The organism is Alphaproteobacteria bacterium (assembly GCA_037200005.1).
Classification (GTDB): Bacteria; Pseudomonadota; Alphaproteobacteria; order UBA9219; family RFNS01; genus JBBCGY01.
On the sequence record JBBCGY010000001.1, the window covers coordinates 1,599,449 to 1,619,271 of the forward strand.

Here is a 19,823-nt window from a genome sequence, read left to right on the forward strand (position 1 = left end):
AGCTCGCAAATAATTCATAACGATTTGATTTGGTTAGAGTAATGGTGCGCTGCGGAAACGCCGCAGTTACTGAGTGCCGTCCGCCGTTTTCGCCTGTTCCATCCGAGCGAAGTTCTCGTCAAGCTGGCTGCTGGGCGCGTAATAGGCATCCACGGACTTGCCATAGGCGAGCAACTGGTTGTCATCGGTAATGATCTCGCCGGACGCGCCGAAGCGCCGGACTCCTTCCCTATCCAGCTGCATGGCCTGGATGATCTCATCTTCGCCCATATCCCGGACGCCTGCCCGCGCGAAACCCGGCCATGCCGTCCCGAGCGGCGGATTTTCATCCATCGAACCGAGGATAATGCCGGTTCTCCCGGGCTGAGAAAGCCACATAATCGCGTTCGGAAACGCCTCCTGGAACGTCTTCACGATCGAAGCGGCATAATGAGGCCCCACAATGTGGAACGGCACCCATTGCGCGATCATCCCGTGAGGCCTGAGCTTTTTCCGCGCAAGCTGGTAAAACTCCCTGGAATAGAGCGCGTTGACTCCCGCGAAGTTCGGCGGCATCGGCTCAAGCGTGATGACATCGTACATCTTGTCCGCGCGGCGCATATAAGCCCGGCCGTCCATGACGATCTTGCGGACCCTGGGGTCCTCGAGAACGCCCTGATTGGCGGGAAAATTATGCGCGAGCTTTAAGACGCGGGGATTGATATCGACGATATCGAGCGACGCCGGATTTTCCTGGCGCACGGCGTTCAGGGTCTGCCCGGTGCCGAAACAGATCACCAGCGCGTCCTTGGGATCGGGATGCAGCAGCATCGGCAGATGCCCCATCCACGCCATATAGCGGGCATAAGCTATTTCTTCCGCGCCGTGCTGCGCGGCGGCAACGAAACCGTCGATCACCAGGCCGCGCCCGCCGGTGGCATAATCGACCGCCGCGACCGTCGCCTCCGGCCCCTCATAAAACTCCAGAATTTTGGTGACGCTGTTCGGCTTATGATCCTTGGTCGCGTCGTAAGCGAGATGGCCCTGCACGCGCGTTCTTCCTACGCCCGATTCAAAGACGAAAGCTATGGCCAGCGCCATGACGGCGGATGCGCACAAGAACAGCCTGCTCCGGCGCGGCGCGGCCGTGATTCCGGCGGCGGCCACCACGATTCCGGCAAGCCATGCGGTTCGCGCGAATCCGATCGTGGGCAGCAGCAGCCATGCCGCCGCCAGCGACCCCACGATGGCGGCAAAAGTATTGAACGCGTAAAGAACGCCCCATTTTCGCGGAGAATTCTGATCGTCGAGGATCCAGGGCAGCGCGACGCCGAGAAGCATGACGGGAGCGCCGATCACGAAAAACGTCATGAAAAACCAATTCAGAGAAACCGGCTGCAGATCGAAATACACGACACGGTCGAAACGTTCGACCAGCGGCGTGACCAGAAGAACGAGGATTCCTGCCCAGCCCACCAGCGAGCCCAGCGGCGCTTTCATACGCTTGAATGTCGGGGCAAGCCCTGCCGCCAGCCCAAGCCCCGCCAGCACGGCGGCCAGCATGACCGCGAAGGCCTCCGTGGTGCTGTGGAACGCGGATGTCAGCGACCGGAACCATGCGACTTCGAGCGCGAAGGTGGCGAATCCCGTCGCCAGCACGATCATCGCTTCAGCCGCCGGCTTAAGCTGCGGATGGAAACGCGGGCGATCGGATTCTTCGTCCACCACGGGCGCGCCCGGCCCCAACAGCCAGGCGAAAATCCCCACGGCCATGTTGATGGCGGCGACGAGCCAGGATGCATGAGTGACGCCAAATTGCGGAATCAGCAGGAATGCCGCAAACATGGCTCCGGCAGCGGCGCCCATCGTATTCAAGCCATATAATACCGCAATCGACGTGCGGAATTGCCTGGCGACGAGTCCGAGCACGGGCAGCGTCGCGCCCATGCATATCGTCGGAACGCCGAGCGCGGCGGCGATGCCGAGTATATGCACAAGCGAAGCGCTTTCCGGCGCGCTGGCGTAAACCTGGGTATCGAGATTCTCGACGGCCCGGAACGCGGCATTCAGAAAAAGCCCCGCGACGCCCGTCACCAATTCAAGCACGCCATACAGGCGAACCGGGCGCGCGATGACCTTGCCCTTAAGCGCCCGCCCCATCAGAACGGAGCCGATGCTCATCCCGCCCATCGTCACCGCGAGCGTGAGCGCCGTGCCCCAGGCCGATACGCCCAGCGCCAGCGTCGATTTGATCTGCCATATGACTTCCCACGACAAGGCCGCAAGGCCGGCGGTGGCGGCAAGCCAGTGAATGGCGGTGCGCGATCTGGGGTCAAAGGACATGGTCGCTCGTCATAAGAGGGGCGGCGGAAACGGAAGACATGATTTAGAGCAAATCCCGCTTAGGTGGAACATCCGCTCTTCGCAGGTGATCCACCTGAGCGGGTGAATTCGCTCGACAAACAAAAACTAGAACATGCATAGGGTTTCGCCAAGAAAAAACCCCGCAGGGTGAGCTGCGGGGTTCTTTATTCTGGGGCAATCCGCCTTCGCCCTTCGGGCTTCGGCACGATAAGACTTTTGTAGGTTCGCGAAGCCCTTGCGGGCTTCACTCGCCAACAAAGCGCCTTAGAAATCCATGTCGCCCATGCCGCCGCCGCCCATGCCGCCGCCATGACCGCCGCCAGCCGATTCCTTCTTCGGCTTCTCGGCAATCATCGCTTCCGTCATGATGAGCAGGCCCGCGACCGACGCCGCGTTCTGCAGCGCCGAGCGAACGACCTTGGTCGGGTCGATGATGCCGGACTTGACCATGTCGCAATAATCGACCTTCTGCGCGTCGAAGCCGAAATTGGTATCGGCTTGATCGAGCATGCGCCCGACAATGACCGAACCGTCGACTCCGGCATTTTCCGAAATCTGGCGGATCGGCGCCTGCAGCGCGCGGCGGATGATATCCACCCCGCGGCGCTGGTCGTCATTGCTGACGCGCAGCTTTTCGATCGCCCTGGTGGCATAGAGCAGCGCAGCGCCGCCGCCGGCGACGATGCCTTCTTCGACCGCAGCGCGAGTCGCATGCATCGCGTCGTCAACGCGATCCTTGCGCTCTTTCACTTCGATCTCGGTCGCACCGCCGACGCGGATGACCGCGACGCCGCCCGCGAGCTTGGCCAGACGCTCCTGGAGCTTCTCGCGGTCGTAGTCCGAGGAAGTCTCCTCGATCTGCGCCCTGATCTGGGTGCAGCGGGCTTCGATGTCCTTCTTCTTGCCAGCGCCGTCGATGACGACGGTGTTGTCCTTGTCGATCCGCACCTTCTTGGCGGTGCCGAGCATGTCCATGGTGACGTTTTCAAGCTTGATGCCGAGGTCTTCGGAAACGACCTGGCCGCCGGTGAGGACCGCCATGTCTTCGAGCATCGACTTGCGGCGATCGCCGAAGCCGGGAGCCTTGACGGCGGCCACTTTAAGCCCGCCGCGCAGCTTGTTGACGACGAGCGTGGCAAGCGCCTCGCCTTCGACTTCTTCGGCGACGATGAGCAGCGGACGGCCCGACTGCACCACGGTTTCCAGGATCGGCAGCAAAGGCTGCAGGCCGGAAAGCTTCTTTTCGTGCAGGAGGATGTAGGGGTTCTCCAGCTCGCACACCATCTTCTCGGCGTTGGTGATGAAATAGGGGCTGAGATAGCCGCGGTCGAACTGCATGCCTTCGACGACATCGAGTTCGGTTTCGAGGCTCTTGTTTTCCTCGACCGTGATGACGCCTTCATTGCCGACTTTTTCCATCGCCTTGGCGATCATCGCGCCGATTTCCTTGTCGCCATTGGCGGAAATGGTGCCGACCTGGGCGATTTCCGCGTTGCTGCCGACTTTCTTCGAGCGGCTCTTGAGGTCTTCGACGACCGCTTCGACGGCGGATTCGATGCCGCGCTTGAGGTCCATCGGGTTCATGCCGGCCGCAACGGCCTTGGCGCCTTCGTTCACGATCGCCTGCGCCAGCACCGTCGCGGTGGTGGTGCCGTCGCCCGCGCCGTCGCCGGTCTTGCTGGCGACTTCACGCAGCATCTGCGCGCCCATGTTCTGGAACTTGTTGGGAAGCTCGATCTCCTTGGCGACGCTGACGCCGTCCTTGGTGATCTTCGGCGCGCCGAACGACTTTTCGATCACGACATTGCGGCCACGCGGCCCCAACGTCACTTTGACCGTATCGGCCAGCATATTGACGCCGACGAGCATGTCGTTGCGCGCGTTTTCCTGAAATTTAATTTCCTTGGCTGCCATTGGTGGCTCCTGTGGTTTGAGAATTGGGTGTTGGGACTGACGATAGGCTTAGGCGGCTTTGCGCTGCGTCTTGCCCTCGATCACGCCCATGATGTCGGATTCCTTCATGATGAGGAGGTCTTCGCCATCGAGCTTCACTTCCGTGCCCGACCATTTGCCGAACAGGACGCGATCGCCCGCCTTGACATCCATGGGAAGGAATTTGCCGTTCTCGTCGCGGGCACCGGGACCGACGGCGAGCACTTCGCCTTCCGAAGGCTTTTCCTTGACGGTATCGGGAATGATGATGCCGCCTTTGCTGCGATCTTCATCCTTGATGCGCTTGACGACCACGCGGTCCTGCAGGGGACGGAATTTCATACTCTCTCTCCTTGGTTGAACATCAGTCGCGGAGCCAGGCATTAGCACTCAGCCCCAGCGAGTGCCAAACATGTAGTCCCTTACCGGACGGGGTTCAAGGCTTTCTTACGGATTTTTTGTCATAAGGGCGCTTTTTGCCCTTTCCTGTTTAACCTATTCTTGGGACTTATTTTCTAGAATGGTTAATGAGGGTTCCAGGGAGGTCTTCATGGCTGAATTGATCCGGCAATTGGAAAATTACCGCCTGACCACGGCGGAAATCATCTACCACATGCCCGACCACCCCTCCCTGCTGCAAAGCTATATCTGGCAAGACCTCGACATGGCCCCCAGATTTCCCTGCCTGAAAAAATTCCTGCATTTCTGGGAAACCCATCTTGAGGGCAAGCTCTATACCGTCAAGGTCGCGCATCACGCGCTCATTTCTCCCGGCGAATTCGCTTATGCCGACGGAGAGCTGGTGCTGCATTAATTTGATTATTTAACAGCTAAGCTTCGGGAGAACGTCGGGAAACGCGAGTGCCGCCATGGGGACAGACGGCACGGCAAATCTCACGCCGCTTTCCGGGTCCCCGCCGGCGGGCGTTCCATTGACTACATGTCCCACTTCATTCAAATGTTTCAATGCCTCAAGAGCGGCATGACGGATATAAGGCGTAATGATGCGATCAGGAAGTTCCACTCGTTGCGAATCCGGCTTCCCAAAATTATCGGCGATCTCGGCCAATTTTTCTACGACCTCGCCCATGCCTTCTTTGAATTTGCGCAGGGACTCCGCCTTGGGAATGATACCCATATGCGGGTTGGCTATGCCGTCGATAACCCGCCCGGCGAAAGGGTCATCAATCCGAACCGGCCATGGTTCGGGAGCCAGCCGGGGCGCTCCATGAATGGAAATTCTCAGGTCCCTCAGCCAATCCTCATCAGCACCTTTTTCACGTCGTGATCCAGACTGATTATTGTTCATATTTCCCCTCACCCGGCTTTATGATTGATGATTCCAATGAATAAATGATCCGATCAATATACGTCTTTTTAGAACTGCATCCAATATTTTCTGATTACTTTCACAATGATTCTAGAAGTTTTTTGAAACAGAAATACATCGGCACACGTCCCGCTTGCAGCGCTTTGGTCTCATAGCGCGTTTCGATCCAGCCGGGCGAACGAACGGTACTGATGCCGTCGCCTTGCAGCGGCGTGAAGTCAGCGGCCCCTTTCATTTGTTCCGCCGTCCATTCCTGCAAGACCGGATCGTCACTGGCGAGCATAAGCGGCGCGCCGGGCTTCATCGCGCGCGCCAAGGCCTTTAGCGTTTCCGGTTGCACGAAGCGGCGCTCGGCATGGCGCTTTTTCGGCCAGGGATCGGCGAACAGAATATAGACGCGGGTCGAGACAGGAATCCGGCAGCGCGGCGACCAGCTGGCGCGCGTCTTCGGGGAAAATCCTGATGTTTCGCAATTGCGTCTTATCGATATGGTCGAGCAGCCCGGCGACGCCATTGATAAACGGCTCGCAGCCGATAAAGCCATTTTCAGGATGCAGCGCCGCCTGCGCCGCGAGATGCTCGCCGCGCCGAAGCCGATCTCGAGCCATAATTCCTTCGGCTTGAAATCGAACCACGCGGCGGGATCGGCTTTGCCGGGCGGCAATTCGATCCGCAATGCGGGCAGCAGCGTTTCCATCAATCCGCTTTTGCGGACGCGCAACGGGCGTCCCTTGCGGCGCCCATAGAGGCGCGCAGTTTTTTCAGCCTCATCTTTCATGAGGGCCTGCTTATCACGTTCAAAAGAGCGGGTGATAATTTTAATTTAGAAGGTTTAATTCAGAAGGGGAGGCGGTGTGCCCCCACCCGGCTTTTTTGACTTTGGCTTATTGAGCTTCAGAAGAATGTCGTCACTCATTTTCGTAATATTCTTGATAGCCTGGTCGGGATCAAGCGCTTCTTTGGTGATGGCCAGGAGTTTTTCAATGTCCTTTTTGCGCTCGGCATCATGCTCTTCCAGCATGTCCATATAGGCTCGATTCCGCTTCGCATGATTGCGCAGCCCGTAAGCGCCCAAACCCAGGCATCCCGCCAATGCAACGCCAAAAGACTGGCCCTGATTCCATGGTCGTCCATCTCTCTGTCGATGCGGCTCAACTCGTCCGTTATGATGGGCTTCATACTGTGGGGATAATATCGATTGAGCTTAACAGCTTCCTGCCGTTGGCCGTAATTCTTGACGAACTTCAGGGCATTGGTCCCGAAAGCGACGGTGTTAAGCACCGTGACGCCTGCAAATAACGCAGGCGCCCAATATTGGCGCGCAGCAGCTTTGAAGGCCGAAAGGGAAAATTTAGAGCCGACGGCGGATAATTGCCGCCCGCAAGCCCGCATTCTTTCGGTAATAGTCGTCATAATATCGCTCCGGGATATTCGGACACCGGCAAACGCCAAGCCCTCCGAAGAATCTAACATCCGATATGCGTTTCATCTATGGTTTAAATAGTTTCACGCGCCGAAAGCGCTACGATAATTAAGATTCGCGTTTAAAACGGCACCTTTAGCCATCAATGGTTACGCCCCGAACGCCCGCTTCAGTTCCGGCACCAGATCGAGTTTTTCCCAGCTGAAATGCCCGTCGAGCGTCGGCTCGCGGCCGAAATGGCCGTAGCTGGAGGTGGCGGCATAGATGGGACGGTTGAGTTTCAGATGCTCGCGAATACCGCGCGGGCTGAGATTCACCATCTCCTGGATGACGCTCACCACTTTTTCTTCATCGACGCGCCCGGTGCCGTTCAGATTCACATAGACGCGAGCGGCTTCGAGACGCCGATGGCATAGGCAAGCTGGATCGTGCATTTGTCGGCCAGATCGGCGGCGACGATATTCTTGGCGAGATAACGCGCCATGTATGCCGCCGAGCGATCGACCTTGGTCGGGTCCTTGCCGGAAAAAGCGCCGCCGCCATGCGGCGCGGAGCCGCCATAGGTATCGACGATGATCTTGCGTCCCGTCAGGCCGGTATCGCCGTCCGGGCCGCCGATCACGAAGCGCCCGGTCGGGTTGACGTAAAAATGCTCCTCGGGGCACATCCAGCCCTTCGGCAGAATCTGCTCGACATGCGGACGGACGATCTCGCGCACCTGGTCCTGCTCGATGCTGTCGTCATGCTGCGTGGACACGACGATGCGCGCGGCGCGCACCGGCTTGCCGTCCACATATTCCAGCGTCACCTGGCTCTTGGCGTCGGGGCCGAGCAGCGGCGCCGCACCGCTGTGCCGCGCTTCGGCAAGCGACCGGAGAATCCCGTGAGCGTAATGGATCGGCGCGGGCATGAGCTGCGGCGTCTCGCGGCAGGCGAAGCCGAACATGATGCCCTGATCGCCCGCGCCCTCGTCCTTGTTGCCGCTGGCGTCGACGCCTTGCGCGATATCGGCGGACTGAGCGTGAACCAGCATGTCCACGTCGCACCATTGCCAGTGGAATCCCTTTTGCGCATAGCCGATATCCTTCACGGCGGCGCGGGCGGTCTCCACCACGTCGGCGGGCTTGAAGCTGGCATCCGAGCGCATTTCGCCCGCGATGACGATGCGGTTGGTGGTGGCGAGCGTCTCGATGGCGAGACGCGCCTGCGGATCGGCACGCAAATACATGTCGACGATGGCGTCGGAAATGCGGTCGCACACCTTATCGGGATGGCCTTCGGCGACGGATTCACTGGTAAAGAGATAATGCTTGCTCATGCTGCCCCACATAAATGAGGCAAGAGAACAGCATGATCGCGGGCGGCGATCAAGGGGGCGGATATTTTATTTCGGAACCATGTCCTTGATCGCCTCGCCAAGCAGACGGCCCATCGTTCGCCTGTTGGGATGAGTCTCGCCCGCCAGCGCCACCTGAACCAGGCGGACTGTCTGCAGCGTGAGCGATTCATATTTGGCCATCAAATGGAGGCGGTGGCCCACTTCGCGCACGATATTCGTATAAGCGGATGACCCTGGATTTTTCAGGACGCATTCAATCAATTTGGTCGTCAAGGAAGGCGTCGCGGTAATGGCCGCCGCTAAAAACCACAGCCGCCTTACTTCCGGTTCGGCGAGCGTTTCCGATTCAGCAGTCATAATGTTCCCTTCAGCAGGTGGGAATCAGCCGTCCGGAAGGAGAGAAGCCGCCGCCGTAATCCATGCCCACGGTGCGTTGAGCCTCTCGCACGAGCGCTTCGACCTGGTCGCCGGCGCACGCATAGCCGTCAGACGGCGGCGTTATATTTTTTACCTTGCTCCCATTTCCACATCTTGTGGCTGCCGCGGCTTTCCAATCGGCAAGCGCGAAAACCAATTGAATATCGTCCGGAACCGGCAAGCCTTTTTTCTTGCGCGCCTCCACCGTCGCGGGCGGCATGGAGATTGCGCCGATAGCGGATTCGATGCTGTCCCGAAGTTTCGGACAATGATTCGTTATCGCGCAGAGCGTGCCGACGGCGGATTCGCACAATTTGAAATTATGCTCCGTGAGGGCGATCCTGGTGATCTGGCATGCGAGCTTGGAGTCTACCAAGCCAGGATGCTGCGGCACTGAATCCGTAAGCACGCCCAGCCAATCCCGCTTGGTTTCCGGCTTCGTTGCCTGTTCCAGCGTTTTGGCAATGAATTGCGCCGCCGTCTCGTTTATATCAAGCATATTGCTCCCCTTAATCTAATTGAATATATACTCGGATATACATTGGACGGCGCGTGAAACCAATTGGAATTTTTAGCGGACGCGGAAAATAAATGCTCGGCGGGCATGCGTCCTATGATACATCCCTCTTAACCAATTCGATATGAAAATGGAGGACGCCGATGCGTTCCGAACGACAATTGCGGGTGGGAGAAGAAATCCGCCACGCGCTCGCCGCCGTGTTTCAGCGCAGCGATTTTCACTGGCCCGAGGATTTCACGCCTCCCGCCGCCATCACGGTCACCGAGGTGCGCGTCAGCCCCGATCTTCGCAATGCCACCGCCTATGTCATGCCGCTGGGCGGCGGCAATATAGCGCCGCTGGTTAAGGTGCTGAATGGCGGCATCGGCTTTTTCCGCCACGTCATCGCCAAGGAAGTGAAGCTCCGCTTCGTGCCCAACCTGACTTTCGCGGCGGACGAAAGCTTCGATTACGCAAAGAAAATCGAGGGCATCCTGCATGACCCTTCGGTAGCCAAGGACTTGAATTCCGAAGAAAAATCATAGACATATCCGGTTTGCATTACTTTCATCTTTTTGCCTTATAATCGCATTCGTAAAATTATGACGGCCCTATTTGAAGCATGGAGTTTTAATGGCCAGACATTCATCCGGTCTATTTCCGGAAGCCCAGTCCCTGCCTTTGAAAGTGGAAGGCGAGCGCCACCAAGACTGGAACAAGCTTGCCCTCATCGCCGCCGGCGGAGGCCAGAAGGCCGATAAGGCGCTCGCGACCATCATGCATGTTCATGAAGATCATTCCTTGCCCGAGCCGATCCGCCAGGAAGCCGCCGTCGTGGTGAGCGCCGTATTCGCGCATAAAGGCGTGCGCGCCCATACCGACAATTTCAACGCGGCGCTGCAAAACAAAAACCCCGCGATCAAGAATCTCGCCCGGTCGCTGAAATCCTCCTTGCCCAACCTCAAGGGTATTCTTCTCCATGACCATGAAGGCGATCCGGCCCAGCGCGCGCGGCTCGTCGCGCTCGAGACGGTGAATCTATGGGAAGAAGCGCGCCATGTCCGCCTGACCGAACTCGCGGTGACGGCGGTTCGCGGCGGCCCTAGCGGCATCGAAGCGCTGAAGGTTTTCGACGTCCTTTACAGGCTGCCCGAGCAATTTCCTCCCGAGATGCTGGCGGAGATCAATACCGCGCGTTTCGCCGTCGAGGCCTGCACCGGCAATCTCGCCAGCGCCGAATTCTTCAGAGACGCCAAAGAACGCGGCGGCAGCAATGTCCGCGCTTTGACCGCCAGTTTACATCGCGCTTTGCCGCAGATTCTTCCCGAAGAAGCGCCGCCGCCATTGCCGGGAATCCGCCGCAGCGCGACGCCGCTCCAGACTTTCGCGGTGCGGCCGACGTCGAGGCATCCGGCAAAGCTAGAGAAAAAGCCTAGCCAGCCCATCCCCAGGCCCACCCCCAAGGTCGGCCCCAAGCGCACGCCCACGCGGCCCGGCGGGTTCGCGGCAACCAAGCTGCCAGTCCCCAAACCGAAATAATCGACGGGAAATAGCGGCGGAAAGAAATCTTGTCGTCCATCCTCCGTCTTCTGGTATCTGTCCTCCGATGAATGGATGGCTTATTCTCGACAAACCGCTCGGCCTTAGCTCGACACAGGCGCTCGGCAAGGCGCGGCGTTTGCTTGGCGCGAAAAAAGCTGGGCATGGCGGCACACTCGATCCGCTGGCGTCCGGGGTTCTGCCGCTGGCCTTCGGCGAGGCGACCAAGCTGATTTCCTTCGTCATGGACGGACGCAAGGAATATCGCTTCACGGTACGCTGGGGCGAAGCCCGGACGACCGACGATGCCGAGGGCGACGTGACCGCCGTCAGCGAAGTCCGCCCCACGGAAACCGCCATACGCGCCGCGCTGCCCGGCTTCATCGGCGATATCAGCCAGACCCCGCCGATTTTCTCGGCGATCAAGGTCGCGGGCGAGCGGGCCTATGACCTGGCGCGCGCCGGGGAAAAGGTGGAACTTGCCTCGCGTATCGTCCAAGTCTTTGATTTTCAATTGATTTCTATCGACGATAACGATCACGCCAGCTTCGCCGTCACCTGCGGCAAAGGCACCTATGTCCGGTCTCTAGCGCGGGATTTGGCGCTTAAATTGGGCACAGCCGGCTATGTTTCCGCCCTGCGGCGCGACCGCAGTGGGCCTTTTACGCTCGATAGGGCGATTTCGCTGGAAAACCTCGCCGAACTGTCGCATAAGGGCGAGGCCTTAACGGCACTTCTCGATATTGGCGCGGCGCTGGACGACATCCCGGCACGCGTCATCGATGATCGGGAAGCGCGGCTGCTTCGCCACGGCCAGGGGATTATGCCCCAGCCCGGCGAGATTTTGCCAAATCCTAATGGAACGCAGCCCGTGCTTGCGACCCATCATGGAAATCCGGTGGCGCTGATCGCGCCGAAGGATGGGATTTGGCATCCGGTGCGCGGATTCAACCTATAGAGAATGAAGGAGTATACGATGTCGATTACCGCCGAGCGCAAACAGGCGCTTATCAAGGAACACGCGCACACCGCCAATGACACGGGTTCGCCCGAAGTCCAGATCGCGATTCTGAGCGAGCGCATCGCCAACCTGACCCAGCATTTCCAGACCCACGCCAAGGATCACCATTCCCGGCGCGGCCTTTTGATGCTCGTCAGCAAGCGCCGCCGCATGCTGGACTATCTCAAGCGCGCGAATGTCAAAGGCTACCAAGAGATCATCGAAAAGCTTGGCATACGCAAATAGACAGCCGCCTATGGCGAGGTCTCCGAACGTCGAGGAAGACCGTTTGATTGCCGTCGATCAGCCGATCCCGTCCTGCATGACCGGCTTCTCGGCCTCGTGCTGGCGGTGCCGCCGCCGAACCAGCCCGGCTATAAAAGAGTCTATAAGGATTTCGCCGTCCTCGATCATGATCCCGCCGGAGAAATCCGGGGCGCGGTCTATGTCGCCTATCAAGCGCCCGGCTGGGGCTTTATCAAATTGATATGGGTGAAAGAGAACGAACGCCGCCGAGGGCTGGGACAAAAATTGATGAAGACAATGGAAGAAGAGGCCGCGAAGCGCGAATGCCGCTCCATTTATCTTTGGACTTACGATTTTGAAGCGCCGGAGTTTTACGAAAAACTCGGCTACACACGCTATGCTGTGCTTGAGGATTTTATTCCCGGACATCAGCGCCTAGGTTTCATGAAGCGAATCGCAGCATGAAAGGCCTTTCGCCATTGGGGTGAAGGGGACGTCTAACTGTACATGAAAGGAACAGACGGACATGTTTAATATCTACAGAAAAGAAATGATGTGGGACGGCAAGAAGCTCGTCCTGGAAACCGGCAAGATGGCCCGCCAGGCCGACGGCGCCGTCGTGGCGACGTTGGGCGGCACGACCGTGCTTTGCACCGTGGTCGCGGCGAGAAAAGCCAAGCCGGGGCAGGATTTCTTCCCGCTGACGGTCAACTACCAGGAAAAGACTTACGCCGCGGGCAAGATTCCCGCGGCTTCTTCAAGCGCGAAGGCCGTCCGCCCGAATCCGAAGTTCTCATCAGCCGCCTGATCGACCGCCCGATCCGTCCGCTGTTCCCCGAGGGCTATCTGTGCGAGACGCAAGTCGTCGCGACGGTTCTGTCGCACGACCTCGAAAACAATCCCGATATCGTCGCGCTGATCGGCTGCTCCGCCGCGCTGACGATTTCCGGCGTTCCGTTCCTCGGCCCGATCGCCGCGGCGCGCGTCGGCTATAAGGACGGGCAGTTCATCCTGAACCCCCCGATGCACGAAGTCGCGGCGGGCGAGCTGGAGCTTGTCGTCGCCGGAACGCGCGAAGGCGTGCTGATGGTCGAATCCGAAGCAAGGAACTGCCTGAGTCCGTGATGCTCGACGCCGTCACCTTCGGCCATAAGAGCTTCCAGCCGGTCATCGACCTGATCATCGGCCTCGCGGAAATGGCGGCGAAGGAGCCGCGCGATCTGCCCCCGGCGGCTTTCGACAAGAAGGCGCTGGTCGCCCAGCTCACGAGCCTTATCGGCAGCGATGTCGCCGACGCCTATAGCGAAACCGTCAAGCAGGCGCGTTACGCCAAGCTCGACGCCGCCAAGGCGAAGGCGCTGGCCTCCATCCCCGCCGAAACATTCGCTCCGGAAGCCGTCGCCGAAGGCGTCGAGCATCTGCAATACGAGCATGTCCGGCACATGATCCTCAAGACCGGCAAGCGGATCGACGGGCGCGACACCAAGACCGTCCGTCCGATCATCTCGGAAGTCGGCCTTCTGCCGCGCACGCACGGCTCGGCGCTGTTCACGCGCGGCGAAACCCAGGCGCTGGTCGTCACCACGCTCGGCACCAGCCAGGACGAGCAGATCATCGACGCGCTGGAAGGCGAATACCGCCAGCACTTCATGCTGCATTACAACTTCCCGCCCTACTCGGTGGGCGAGACCGGCCGCATGGGCAGCCCCGGACGCCGCGAAATCGGCCATGGCAAGCTCGCCTGGCGGGCGATCCGTCCGCTGCTGCCGAGCAAGGAGGCGTTCCCCTACACCATTCGCGTGGTGTCGGAGATCACCGAATCCAACGGCTCCAGCTCGATGGCCACCGTCTGCGGCGCTTCGCTGTCGATGATGGACGCGGGCGCGCCGCTGGCGCGTCCTGTCGCGGGCATCGCGATGGGCCTCATCAAGGAAGACAAGGACTTCGCCGTCCTGTCGGACATTCTCGGCGACGAGGACCATCTCGGCGACATGGACTTCAAGGTGGCGGGCACGGATAAAGGCGTGACCGCGCTGCAGATGGACATCAAGATCACCTCGATCACCGAGGAGATCATGAAGATCGCTCTGGCGCAGGCGAAGGACGGCCGCATCCATATCCTCGGCGAAATGGCCAAGGCGATGACCGGCGCGCGCGACGGCGTCAACGAACACGCCCCGCGCATCACCAGCTTCAAGATTCCCAAGGAGAAAATCCGCGAGGTTATCGGCACCGGCGGCAAGATCATCCGGGAAATCTGCGAAACGACCGGCGCCAAGGTCGATATCGAGGATGACGGCAGCGTGCGCGTCGCCGCCGTGGACGCGGCAGCGGGCGAAGCCGCCGTCAACTGGATCAAGGGCATCGTCGCCGAACCGGAAATCGGGCAAGTCTATGTCGGCAAGGTCGTCAAGACCGTCGATTTCGGCGCGTTCGTCAATTTCCTCGGCGCGCGCGACGGCCTGGTCCATATCTCGGAGCTTGCCGACCGCCGCGTCAACAAGGTCACGGACATCATCGATGTCGGCCAGGAAGTCCGCGTCAAGGTTCTCGGCGTCGACGATCGCGGCAAAGTCAAGCTGTCGATGAAGCAGGTCGATCAAAAGACCGGCGAAGATCTCGGCCAGCGCGAAGCGAGTTGATCGCACCCGCGTTCTTGGGCATAATGGCGGCGCCGTCGAAAGACGGCGCCGTTTTTATTTCTGTGAGGAACGCCATGAAGAAATTACCAGCCTTGGCTTTTGCCGCTCTTGCGCTTTTCATATCCAGCCCGGCCATCGCGGATGCCGTGCCCGGCAAGCCCGCGCCCGCTTTCTCGGTTCATGACATCGATGATAAAGCGCAAACGCTGGGCCGAGTACAAAGGCAAGACCGTCGTCCTCGAATGGAACAATCCCGAATGCCCGTTCGTCAAGAAGCACTACGGAACCGGCAACATGCAAACGCTGCAAAAATACGCGATGGACAAGGGCGTCGTGTGGTTGGCGATCAATTCCGGCGCACCGGGCAAGCAAGGCCACCTGACTCCCGAAACCGCGAAAACGGTGCTGGCGGAAGTCAAATCCACGCCCACCGCCTATATCCTCGATCCGGAAGGAAAGCTGGGACGGCTCTATGGCGCGAAATCGACGCCGCATATGTTCGTGATCGATAAAGCGGGCGTCGTCGCTTATGCCGGAGCCATCGACGACAAGCCGACCTATAATCCCGAAGACGTCCCCGGCGCGGAAAATTATGTGAAAGCCGCTGTCGACGCCTTAGCCGCGGGCCAGCAGCCCGTCAAAACCCATGCCACGGCGTATGGCTGCGGCGTCAAATATGCGGATTGAGCCGTCTGCCTGACGGCGCCAGCGTCACGGATGCTTTGACGAGAGGATTGGCGGCGGCATTTTCTTTTGCCGTCAGCGCTTCCGCCGCGCGGAACTGCGTGGGAAATTTTTCGCGCAGTTCCGGCATGGCTTTAGTCAGGCCGTTATCCTCGCCATAGTTTTCCGCCGCCGCTTGGCTCAGCTTTTCCAGCATCTGCGCCGTCTGCGGATTGACGTCCTTGGCCGCCAACTCGGTTTTTGTCCCCTCCAGCCTATCGCTGGCGAAGTTGAGCGCATAGGCCATGTGTTTAGCCTGCCTGAAGGCAGGCTTGTCTGCTTGTTGCAAATCATTAAGCGTGAAAGCCAACCCCGTGTTAAGAAAGGATCCGTGCTCGGCACCCTCCGCGCCCATACCCCCCTGACTAGCGTCATAGGCGAGCAGGTAAAACATGCCGCGCGCGTCAAGATTGGCGGGGGGCGACGGCAGGGGACCATCATTACCAATACCCTGCATTCCCCCCGCTAGATCGGCGAAGGCGTTCACGCGGGCGCATCGCCTCGTCCTTGAAAGTTCCGTCCTCGTTTCTGGGGCCGAAGATTCCCGCCAGATCGGCAACCTTTATCTGCGTCGTCAAATCCGACGGCGAAGGCGGCGGCGGCGGCGGCGGCTGATAGCCCTCTTGCGATAAACGCTGACGTCCCTCATGAAACCTATCAGGCATGCGCTCGATTAAAGGGCTGAGAAGCCCGGAAAATTTAGGATCAAGATCGCCGATACGAATTAAAAATGCGGCGCTGCGCGCATCGATGTCGCTGGCGGAAAGATCGGTATTTTTCCCGTCACGGAAATCTATCGCGGCCTGCATTTTCTTGTCGGATTCTTTCGACTGCTCCGGCGTCATGTCGCGCCAGAAATTCTTCGCGCCGCGATGGGCATAATCATCCCGCGCCAAATCCCCGATCTCGCTGATGGGCATCCCTTTGAGCTTTTCGCGCAGATTGAGCGTGCCGTCTTGCGGGGGATTGATCAAATCGGCAAGAACTAAATCGAGCGCCGGGGCCGTGAAATGCTGGAAGTCATAACTCTTATTCTTATATATCGCCGCGATATCTTTCTTCAGGCCGTCTTCCAAGCTTCCTCATGGTTCTCGCGCCATTTTTTCTCGCCCCGCTGAATTCGCCATAGCCATATACCAGCGTCGGCGATCATTTCCTTGCGGGTATCGTACATCTGCGGCGTCTTATCGCTTCTCCTCCGGCGCGACGCCGCCGATGCCGTGGAAAGCCTCATGCCCGGGAATATAATCAGCGCCGGAGAAAGGAGACTCCGACTTGTAAGGATCGGTCAACGCAAGACAAAAGTAGGTAGCATCGGCAATACTTGTCCCGGCCGTAGGATAGGCCCCAGCGACTGCTTTCCTGAGCACGGCTTGGCTGATATCTTTATAGGAGTGAAAGCCACCCGCGAACGGATCGGAAGAACGGATGATGAAGCAGCGGTGGATGGAGCGTTGGCGGATCGAGTATCCTCGAGCAGATTCCCGCTCTTCGCCTCATTCATCCTGTTGCGCAGCCACGCCACCGCCTGTTTCGCGCTCGCGGGATTAACGGGAGGAAGAGCGGCGGTCGCCCTTTCGACTTCTTGCGCGAAACGCTCCGTATCGTTGAAGCGCGAGGAATCGACGATCAGAATCTTGCCGCGCGTGCGCGGGTCATTATCGATGGCGGCCTGGAATTCCAGCCCTGCCTGCTCTTGGCATTGATCTGCAGTTGAGGATCGTCGGGAATATTGCCCGAGAAAATGTCGGCGCGCGCCATGCGCTCGGAAAGCTTGGGGGTCTCTTGGGTGCTTGATGCCGCCGTGAAAGCAACGCCCCCCGCTATGCCGATAGCAGTCCCTATACCGATAGCAATCGTGCGGCGAACGTTATTCAGAAATTTTCCGGCCATGACTTCAAAACGCCCCGCCCTTGCGGACGACCGCGCCAAGATTCTCGGCGGCCTCGGCGCGCTGTTCGGCGTGAATTCATCAGCCATCGGCGCGCTCCCGCCTGCGAGCCGGAACGAAAAGCGCGAGCCGTCCATGCTCGCCGATGGAGCAAGCCGTCTCATCGTGCGCTTGTCGCGATTTCATTCCTGGCGGGCGCGGCATGGGCTTTCCAGTAAAATGCTTGCTCTTTATCCTATCCGATTTTCGCCGATTTTATAAAATAAGGATTTAATTTCAGCGTCGGCGGCGGCGCATCATGCCGATTAAGAATTCATAAACCATAACTCAATGAAATCCGTGCGGCGTCAAATATGCGGATCGGCCTTATGAGCGGAAGCAAGCCTGGGAACATGAACGGGACGTGCCGGGGCGCCGCTAGCTGAAGCCAACGGCGCTTCCCGCGCCGCCATGGCGTCCGCCGCGCGGAATACGTGGGGAAATTTCTTGCGCAGTTCCGGCATGGCTTTGGTGAGACCGTTATCCTCGCCATAGATTTTCGTTACGGCGACGCTCAATCGCGTAAGAGCAAGGGCGGTGCGCGCATTCATATCCGCGGCATTAACGCTCGCATCTTCGCCGCGCAACCGGCTGTCGGCATAGTCCAGAATGCACGACATTTTTTCTGCCTCCTTATAGGCAGGAGATGCTTTCGCCTCTATGTCCCAAATCGCCCCGTTAAGGTCGTTACTATAACGACCCTCTTTGGTGCCGTCATAAGCGCGGTTCAGAAGATAGAGTATGCCGCGCGCATCCAGATCGCCGGGCGCGAGCTTCGCTTCCCTGTCGTGGATTTTCTCCTCGGCATACATCATGATGCGCGTCATTTTTTCGGCGTCTTTGCCGGCCAGATTATTCGTCCCGCCGAAAGCGCCGCTCATATTGGCCAAATCCGCGCGGGTTAAGGCCGCGATCGGCCGGGGACCGGCTTGATAGCCTTGGCGCGCCAACTCTATATCGGCCGCCTGAAAAAGCGGGGCAAATCGTTGACGCAATTCGGCATAGCCCGGTCGAGTCCGAGATAACCCCTGTCGCAGCCAGGCATCGTTCGTGCGGATAAGATATGCCGCTGCGGGAACATCCAAATCTCCTTCGGCAAGATGCATGCCGCCGCCCTTGCTTTGCGCGGCGATATAATCCACGGCGTTCTGCATCTTGGTGTCGACAGCCTGCGGTGCCGGTGCTTGAGCAAGCTGGGCCGGCACTTCCTTGGACGGGGTCAAAAGGTGGGTCAGCTTCCGCTGGGGGCCCCCGAGAAAAGTTACCCAGCCTATCATGCCGATAACGGCCCTGGGCAGAATCACGCCCAGAAATTTATCTGCCATGGCTTCAAACGACCGCCCTTGCGGACGACGGCGCCAAGATTCTCGGCAGCCTCGGCGCGTTGTTCGGGGGTAAATTTTTCAGCCATCGCGTGCTCCCGCCTGCGAACGCGTAGTGTCGTCCGCACTGGGCCGGCTTCATCGGTTTCCGCCACGATCAGTTCATGATCGGCTTCGAGCGAGGCAAGGGCTTGCGGCCCGACCGCGAAGCGCGGCGCAAGCGGGTGGCCCGCGCCGTCATAAAGCGCGACCACCCGGCCCTCGATGCTGAAACTACGCGGCTCCGCCTTCAGAACAGGTGCAAAAAGCACGATCTGGCGATATTCGCCGATGAAGCAAACCGCTTCGTCCGGCGGATTCCTCGGTTTCATCTTCGGCGCGCGCAGCATGGGCTTTCCGGCAATGGACAATCTACAGTCTATCCGATTTGACCGATTTTAGAAAATAAGGATTTAATTTCAGGCCGCTCGGCGGCTCACGAGGCGGTTAATGTCTCGTAAACCATAAGGCCGGAATTACCAATCAATGCAGCCCATAGCGGCGCGCGGTTCTGAGGCTGCTTTCCCGCGTTCGGGAAGCGGCCGTATACAATCGAACGGCGTCCTCAGCGGCAGGCTTAAACTCAGGATAAAGATCGCCGATCAAGCGTATATTCCTCAATCCAGCATTCTGAACCCGTCTGCTATCGTCCAGAAGAGCGTCCCTGGCATAAGGCAAGATGTCCGGAACCAAAGCGGGGCAATGGCGAAGCAAAACGCCTAGACTCGCCTGCGCGGCCTCGCGGAAATAAGGGCGCGTATCCGGCGTGCGGGGATTAGCTCCCTTGTCGTCCAGTTCCTTGAGAATCGCGGGCGTACATTCCGGATGCTGGCGAATCAAACAAACCAGGGCGTTGTTCGCCTCCTGGCGCGCAATCTCGCTCCCATCCCCCAGCGCGATCTTGACGGTTCTGGCGATGATAGAGGGGTTCGCATAATCCTTATGGGGCAGAATATGCGATAATACGCGCAATCCGTTGACGACCTGAGTGGTCGTCGCGGCGGAACTGAAAGCGTTCCGGATGGAATAATCCGCTTCGCCCGATATCGATGGCATTATTATCTCCTTGGAATATGGGACGGATTATAAAGTCCAAAGC

The 19,823-nt window shown here is 59.0% G+C and carries 22 protein-coding genes and 3 pseudogenes; 9 read left to right on the plus strand and 16 right to left on the minus strand.

Annotated elements, in window-relative coordinates; genetic code table 11:
• Positions 1-66: 66 nt before the first annotated feature.
• The 3 genes from WDO70_08380 to WDO70_08390 all read right to left on the minus strand — a co-directional run bounded on the left by WDO70_08380 (position 67) and on the right by WDO70_08390 (position 4,617).
• The gene (locus tag WDO70_08380) at positions 67-2,322 is read right to left on the minus strand and encodes a fused MFS/spermidine synthase (protein ID MEJ0063205.1); all 2,256 of its coding nucleotides are present in this window, start codon (positions 2,320-2,322) and stop codon (positions 67-69) included.
• Positions 2,323-2,607: 285 nt separating this feature from the next.
• Positions 2,608-4,257, minus strand: coding sequence for a chaperonin GroEL (gene groL, locus WDO70_08385; protein ID MEJ0063206.1), 1,650 nt, complete (start codon positions 4,255-4,257; stop codon positions 2,608-2,610).
• A 48-nt stretch (positions 4,258-4,305) separates the two neighbouring features.
• Positions 4,306-4,617: a co-chaperone GroES gene (locus WDO70_08390; GenBank protein MEJ0063207.1), complete on the minus strand. Its 312-nt coding sequence runs from the start codon at positions 4,615-4,617 to the stop codon at positions 4,306-4,308.
• 208 nt (positions 4,618-4,825) lie between these two features.
• On the opposite strand from WDO70_08390, the gene WDO70_08395 reads away from it, so the two are divergent.
• Entirely contained in the window at positions 4,826-5,089 is a 264-nt protein-coding gene (locus tag WDO70_08395) for a Usg family protein (protein MEJ0063208.1), read from the plus strand.
• Positions 5,090-5,098: 9 nt separating this feature from the next.
• Here the strand turns inward: WDO70_08395 and WDO70_08400 are convergent, their stop codons facing one another.
• From WDO70_08400 to WDO70_08430, 7 genes and pseudogenes are all read right to left on the minus strand, one after another.
• Entirely contained in the window at positions 5,099-5,584 is a 486-nt protein-coding gene (locus WDO70_08400) for a hypothetical protein (protein ID MEJ0063209.1), read from the minus strand.
• A gap of 100 nt (positions 5,585-5,684) precedes the next feature.
• Entirely contained in the window at positions 5,685-6,119 is a 435-nt protein-coding gene (locus WDO70_08405; protein ID MEJ0063210.1) for a hypothetical protein, read from the minus strand.
• A pseudogene (locus tag WDO70_08410) lies at positions 6,076-6,213 on the minus strand (hypothetical protein). Before WDO70_08410 ends, WDO70_08405 begins: the two are co-directional and overlap by 44 nt.
• A 224-nt stretch (positions 6,214-6,437) precedes the next feature.
• A complete protein-coding gene (locus WDO70_08415) occupies positions 6,438-6,632 on the minus strand; it encodes a hypothetical protein (GenBank protein ID MEJ0063211.1) in 195 nt (64 codons plus the stop codon).
• Between the two features lie 545 nt (positions 6,633-7,177).
• Positions 7,178-8,346, minus strand: a pseudogene (gene metK, locus WDO70_08420) (methionine adenosyltransferase).
• Between the two features lie 66 nt (positions 8,347-8,412).
• A complete protein-coding gene (locus tag WDO70_08425) occupies positions 8,413-8,724 on the minus strand; it encodes a hypothetical protein (GenBank protein MEJ0063212.1) in 312 nt (103 codons plus the stop codon).
• Positions 8,725-8,734: 10 nt separating this feature from the next.
• Positions 8,735-9,283: a hypothetical protein gene (locus WDO70_08430; protein MEJ0063213.1), complete on the minus strand. Its 549-nt coding sequence runs from the start codon at positions 9,281-9,283 to the stop codon at positions 8,735-8,737.
• A gap of 161 nt (positions 9,284-9,444) precedes the next feature.
• On the opposite strand from WDO70_08430, the gene rbfA reads away from it, so the two are divergent.
• The 7 genes and pseudogenes from rbfA to WDO70_08465 all read left to right on the plus strand — a co-directional run bounded on the left by rbfA (position 9,445) and on the right by WDO70_08465 (position 15,397).
• Positions 9,445-9,828 (plus strand): 30S ribosome-binding factor RbfA, encoded by a 384-nt coding sequence (gene rbfA, locus WDO70_08435; protein MEJ0063214.1) that lies wholly within the window; start codon positions 9,445-9,447, stop codon positions 9,826-9,828.
• Positions 9,829-9,916: 88 nt separating this feature from the next.
• On the plus strand, positions 9,917-10,822 hold the full coding sequence (locus tag WDO70_08440; GenBank protein MEJ0063215.1) for a hypothetical protein: 906 nt from the start codon (positions 9,917-9,919) through the stop codon (positions 10,820-10,822).
• Between the two features lie 67 nt (positions 10,823-10,889).
• On the plus strand, positions 10,890-11,780 hold the full coding sequence (truB, locus tag WDO70_08445) for a tRNA pseudouridine(55) synthase TruB (GenBank protein ID MEJ0063216.1): 891 nt from the start codon (positions 10,890-10,892) through the stop codon (positions 11,778-11,780).
• An 18-nt stretch (positions 11,781-11,798) separates the two neighbouring features.
• A complete protein-coding gene (gene rpsO, locus WDO70_08450; GenBank protein ID MEJ0063217.1) occupies positions 11,799-12,068 on the plus strand; it encodes a 30S ribosomal protein S15 in 270 nt (89 codons plus the stop codon).
• Between the two features lie 96 nt (positions 12,069-12,164).
• The gene (locus WDO70_08455) at positions 12,165-12,533 is read left to right on the plus strand and encodes a GNAT family N-acetyltransferase (protein ID MEJ0063218.1); all 369 of its coding nucleotides are present in this window, start codon (positions 12,165-12,167) and stop codon (positions 12,531-12,533) included.
• Between the two features lie 61 nt (positions 12,534-12,594).
• Positions 12,595-14,710: pseudogene (pnp, locus tag WDO70_08460) on the plus strand (polyribonucleotide nucleotidyltransferase).
• Positions 14,711-14,890: 180 nt separating this feature from the next.
• Positions 14,891-15,397, plus strand: a complete 507-nt coding sequence (locus WDO70_08465; protein MEJ0063219.1) for a redoxin family protein — start codon at positions 14,891-14,893, stop codon at positions 15,395-15,397.
• Here the strand turns inward: WDO70_08465 and WDO70_08470 are convergent.
• The 3 genes from WDO70_08470 to WDO70_08480 form a co-directional block, all read right to left on the minus strand.
• Entirely contained in the window at positions 15,381-15,680 is a 300-nt protein-coding gene (locus tag WDO70_08470) for a hypothetical protein (protein ID MEJ0063220.1), read from the minus strand. The genes WDO70_08465 and WDO70_08470 overlap by 17 nt on opposite strands.
• 193 nt (positions 15,681-15,873) lie before the next feature.
• A complete protein-coding gene (locus WDO70_08475; GenBank protein MEJ0063221.1) occupies positions 15,874-16,509 on the minus strand; it encodes a hypothetical protein in 636 nt (211 codons plus the stop codon).
• 553 nt (positions 16,510-17,062) lie between these two features.
• The gene (locus WDO70_08480; protein ID MEJ0063222.1) at positions 17,063-17,326 is read right to left on the minus strand and encodes a hypothetical protein; all 264 of its coding nucleotides are present in this window, start codon (positions 17,324-17,326) and stop codon (positions 17,063-17,065) included.
• Between WDO70_08480 and WDO70_08485 the strand changes: the two genes are divergently transcribed.
• On the plus strand, positions 17,325-17,585 hold the full coding sequence (locus WDO70_08485) for a hypothetical protein (protein ID MEJ0063223.1): 261 nt from the start codon (positions 17,325-17,327) through the stop codon (positions 17,583-17,585). The two genes, WDO70_08480 and WDO70_08485, sit on opposite strands and share 2 nt — an antisense overlap.
• 86 nt (positions 17,586-17,671) lie before the next feature.
• Here the strand turns inward: WDO70_08485 and WDO70_08490 are convergent, their stop codons facing one another.
• The 3 genes from WDO70_08490 to WDO70_08500 form a co-directional block, all read right to left on the minus strand.
• On the minus strand, positions 17,672-18,688 hold the full coding sequence (locus tag WDO70_08490) for a hypothetical protein (GenBank protein MEJ0063224.1): 1,017 nt from the start codon (positions 18,686-18,688) through the stop codon (positions 17,672-17,674).
• Positions 18,664-19,074 carry a hypothetical protein gene (locus tag WDO70_08495; GenBank protein MEJ0063225.1) on the minus strand — a complete coding sequence of 137 codons (411 nt, stop codon included), beginning with the start codon at positions 19,072-19,074 and terminating at the stop codon, positions 18,664-18,666. Before WDO70_08495 ends, WDO70_08490 begins: the two co-directional genes overlap by 25 nt.
• A 133-nt stretch (positions 19,075-19,207) precedes the next feature.
• On the minus strand, positions 19,208-19,780 hold the full coding sequence (locus WDO70_08500) for a hypothetical protein (protein MEJ0063226.1): 573 nt from the start codon (positions 19,778-19,780) through the stop codon (positions 19,208-19,210).
• Positions 19,781-19,823 lie beyond the last annotated feature (43 nt).

Bases quoted from the DNA above. Each gene is read 5' to 3' on its own strand.
- WDO70_08430 (MEJ0063213.1), bottom strand. From the start codon at position 9,283: ATGCTTGATATAAACGAGACGGCGGCGCAATTCATTGCCAAAACGCTG.
- WDO70_08480 (MEJ0063222.1), bottom strand. From the start codon at position 17,326: ATGGCCGGAAAATTTCTGAATAACGTTCGCCGCACGATTGCTATCGGT.
- WDO70_08495 (MEJ0063225.1), bottom strand. From the start codon at position 19,074: ATGCTGCGCGCGCCGAAGATGAAACCGAGGAATCCGCCGGACGAAGCG.
- WDO70_08500 (MEJ0063226.1), bottom strand. From the start codon at position 19,780: ATGCCATCGATATCGGGCGAAGCGGATTATTCCATCCGGAACGCTTTC.
- truB (MEJ0063216.1), top strand. From the start codon at position 10,890: ATGAATGGATGGCTTATTCTCGACAAACCGCTCGGCCTTAGCTCGACA.
- groL (MEJ0063206.1), bottom strand. From the start codon at position 4,257: ATGGCAGCCAAGGAAATTAAATTTCAGGAAAACGCGCGCAACGACATG.
- WDO70_08395 (MEJ0063208.1), top strand. From the start codon at position 4,826: ATGGCTGAATTGATCCGGCAATTGGAAAATTACCGCCTGACCACGGCG.
- rpsO (MEJ0063217.1), top strand. From the start codon at position 11,799: ATGTCGATTACCGCCGAGCGCAAACAGGCGCTTATCAAGGAACACGCG.
- WDO70_08470 (MEJ0063220.1), bottom strand. From the start codon at position 15,680: ATGGCCTATGCGCTCAACTTCGCCAGCGATAGGCTGGAGGGGACAAAA.
- WDO70_08485 (MEJ0063223.1), top strand. From the start codon at position 17,325: ATGACTTCAAAACGCCCCGCCCTTGCGGACGACCGCGCCAAGATTCTC.
- WDO70_08415 (MEJ0063211.1), bottom strand. From the start codon at position 6,632: ATGGACATGCTGGAAGAGCATGATGCCGAGCGCAAAAAGGACATTGAA.
- WDO70_08490 (MEJ0063224.1), bottom strand. From the start codon at position 18,688: ATGGCAGATAAATTTCTGGGCGTGATTCTGCCCAGGGCCGTTATCGGC.
- WDO70_08405 (MEJ0063210.1), bottom strand. From the start codon at position 6,119: ATGGCGTCGCCGGGCTGCTCGACCATATCGATAAGACGCAATTGCGAA.
- WDO70_08440 (MEJ0063215.1), top strand. From the start codon at position 9,917: ATGGCCAGACATTCATCCGGTCTATTTCCGGAAGCCCAGTCCCTGCCT.
- WDO70_08380 (MEJ0063205.1), bottom strand. From the start codon at position 2,322: ATGTCCTTTGACCCCAGATCGCGCACCGCCATTCACTGGCTTGCCGCC.
- WDO70_08390 (MEJ0063207.1), bottom strand. From the start codon at position 4,617: ATGAAATTCCGTCCCCTGCAGGACCGCGTGGTCGTCAAGCGCATCAAG.
- WDO70_08400 (MEJ0063209.1), bottom strand. From the start codon at position 5,584: ATGAACAATAATCAGTCTGGATCACGACGTGAAAAAGGTGCTGATGAG.
- WDO70_08465 (MEJ0063219.1), top strand. From the start codon at position 14,891: ATGACATCGATGATAAAGCGCAAACGCTGGGCCGAGTACAAAGGCAAG.
- rbfA (MEJ0063214.1), top strand. From the start codon at position 9,445: ATGCGTTCCGAACGACAATTGCGGGTGGGAGAAGAAATCCGCCACGCG.
- WDO70_08425 (MEJ0063212.1), bottom strand. From the start codon at position 8,724: ATGACTGCTGAATCGGAAACGCTCGCCGAACCGGAAGTAAGGCGGCTG.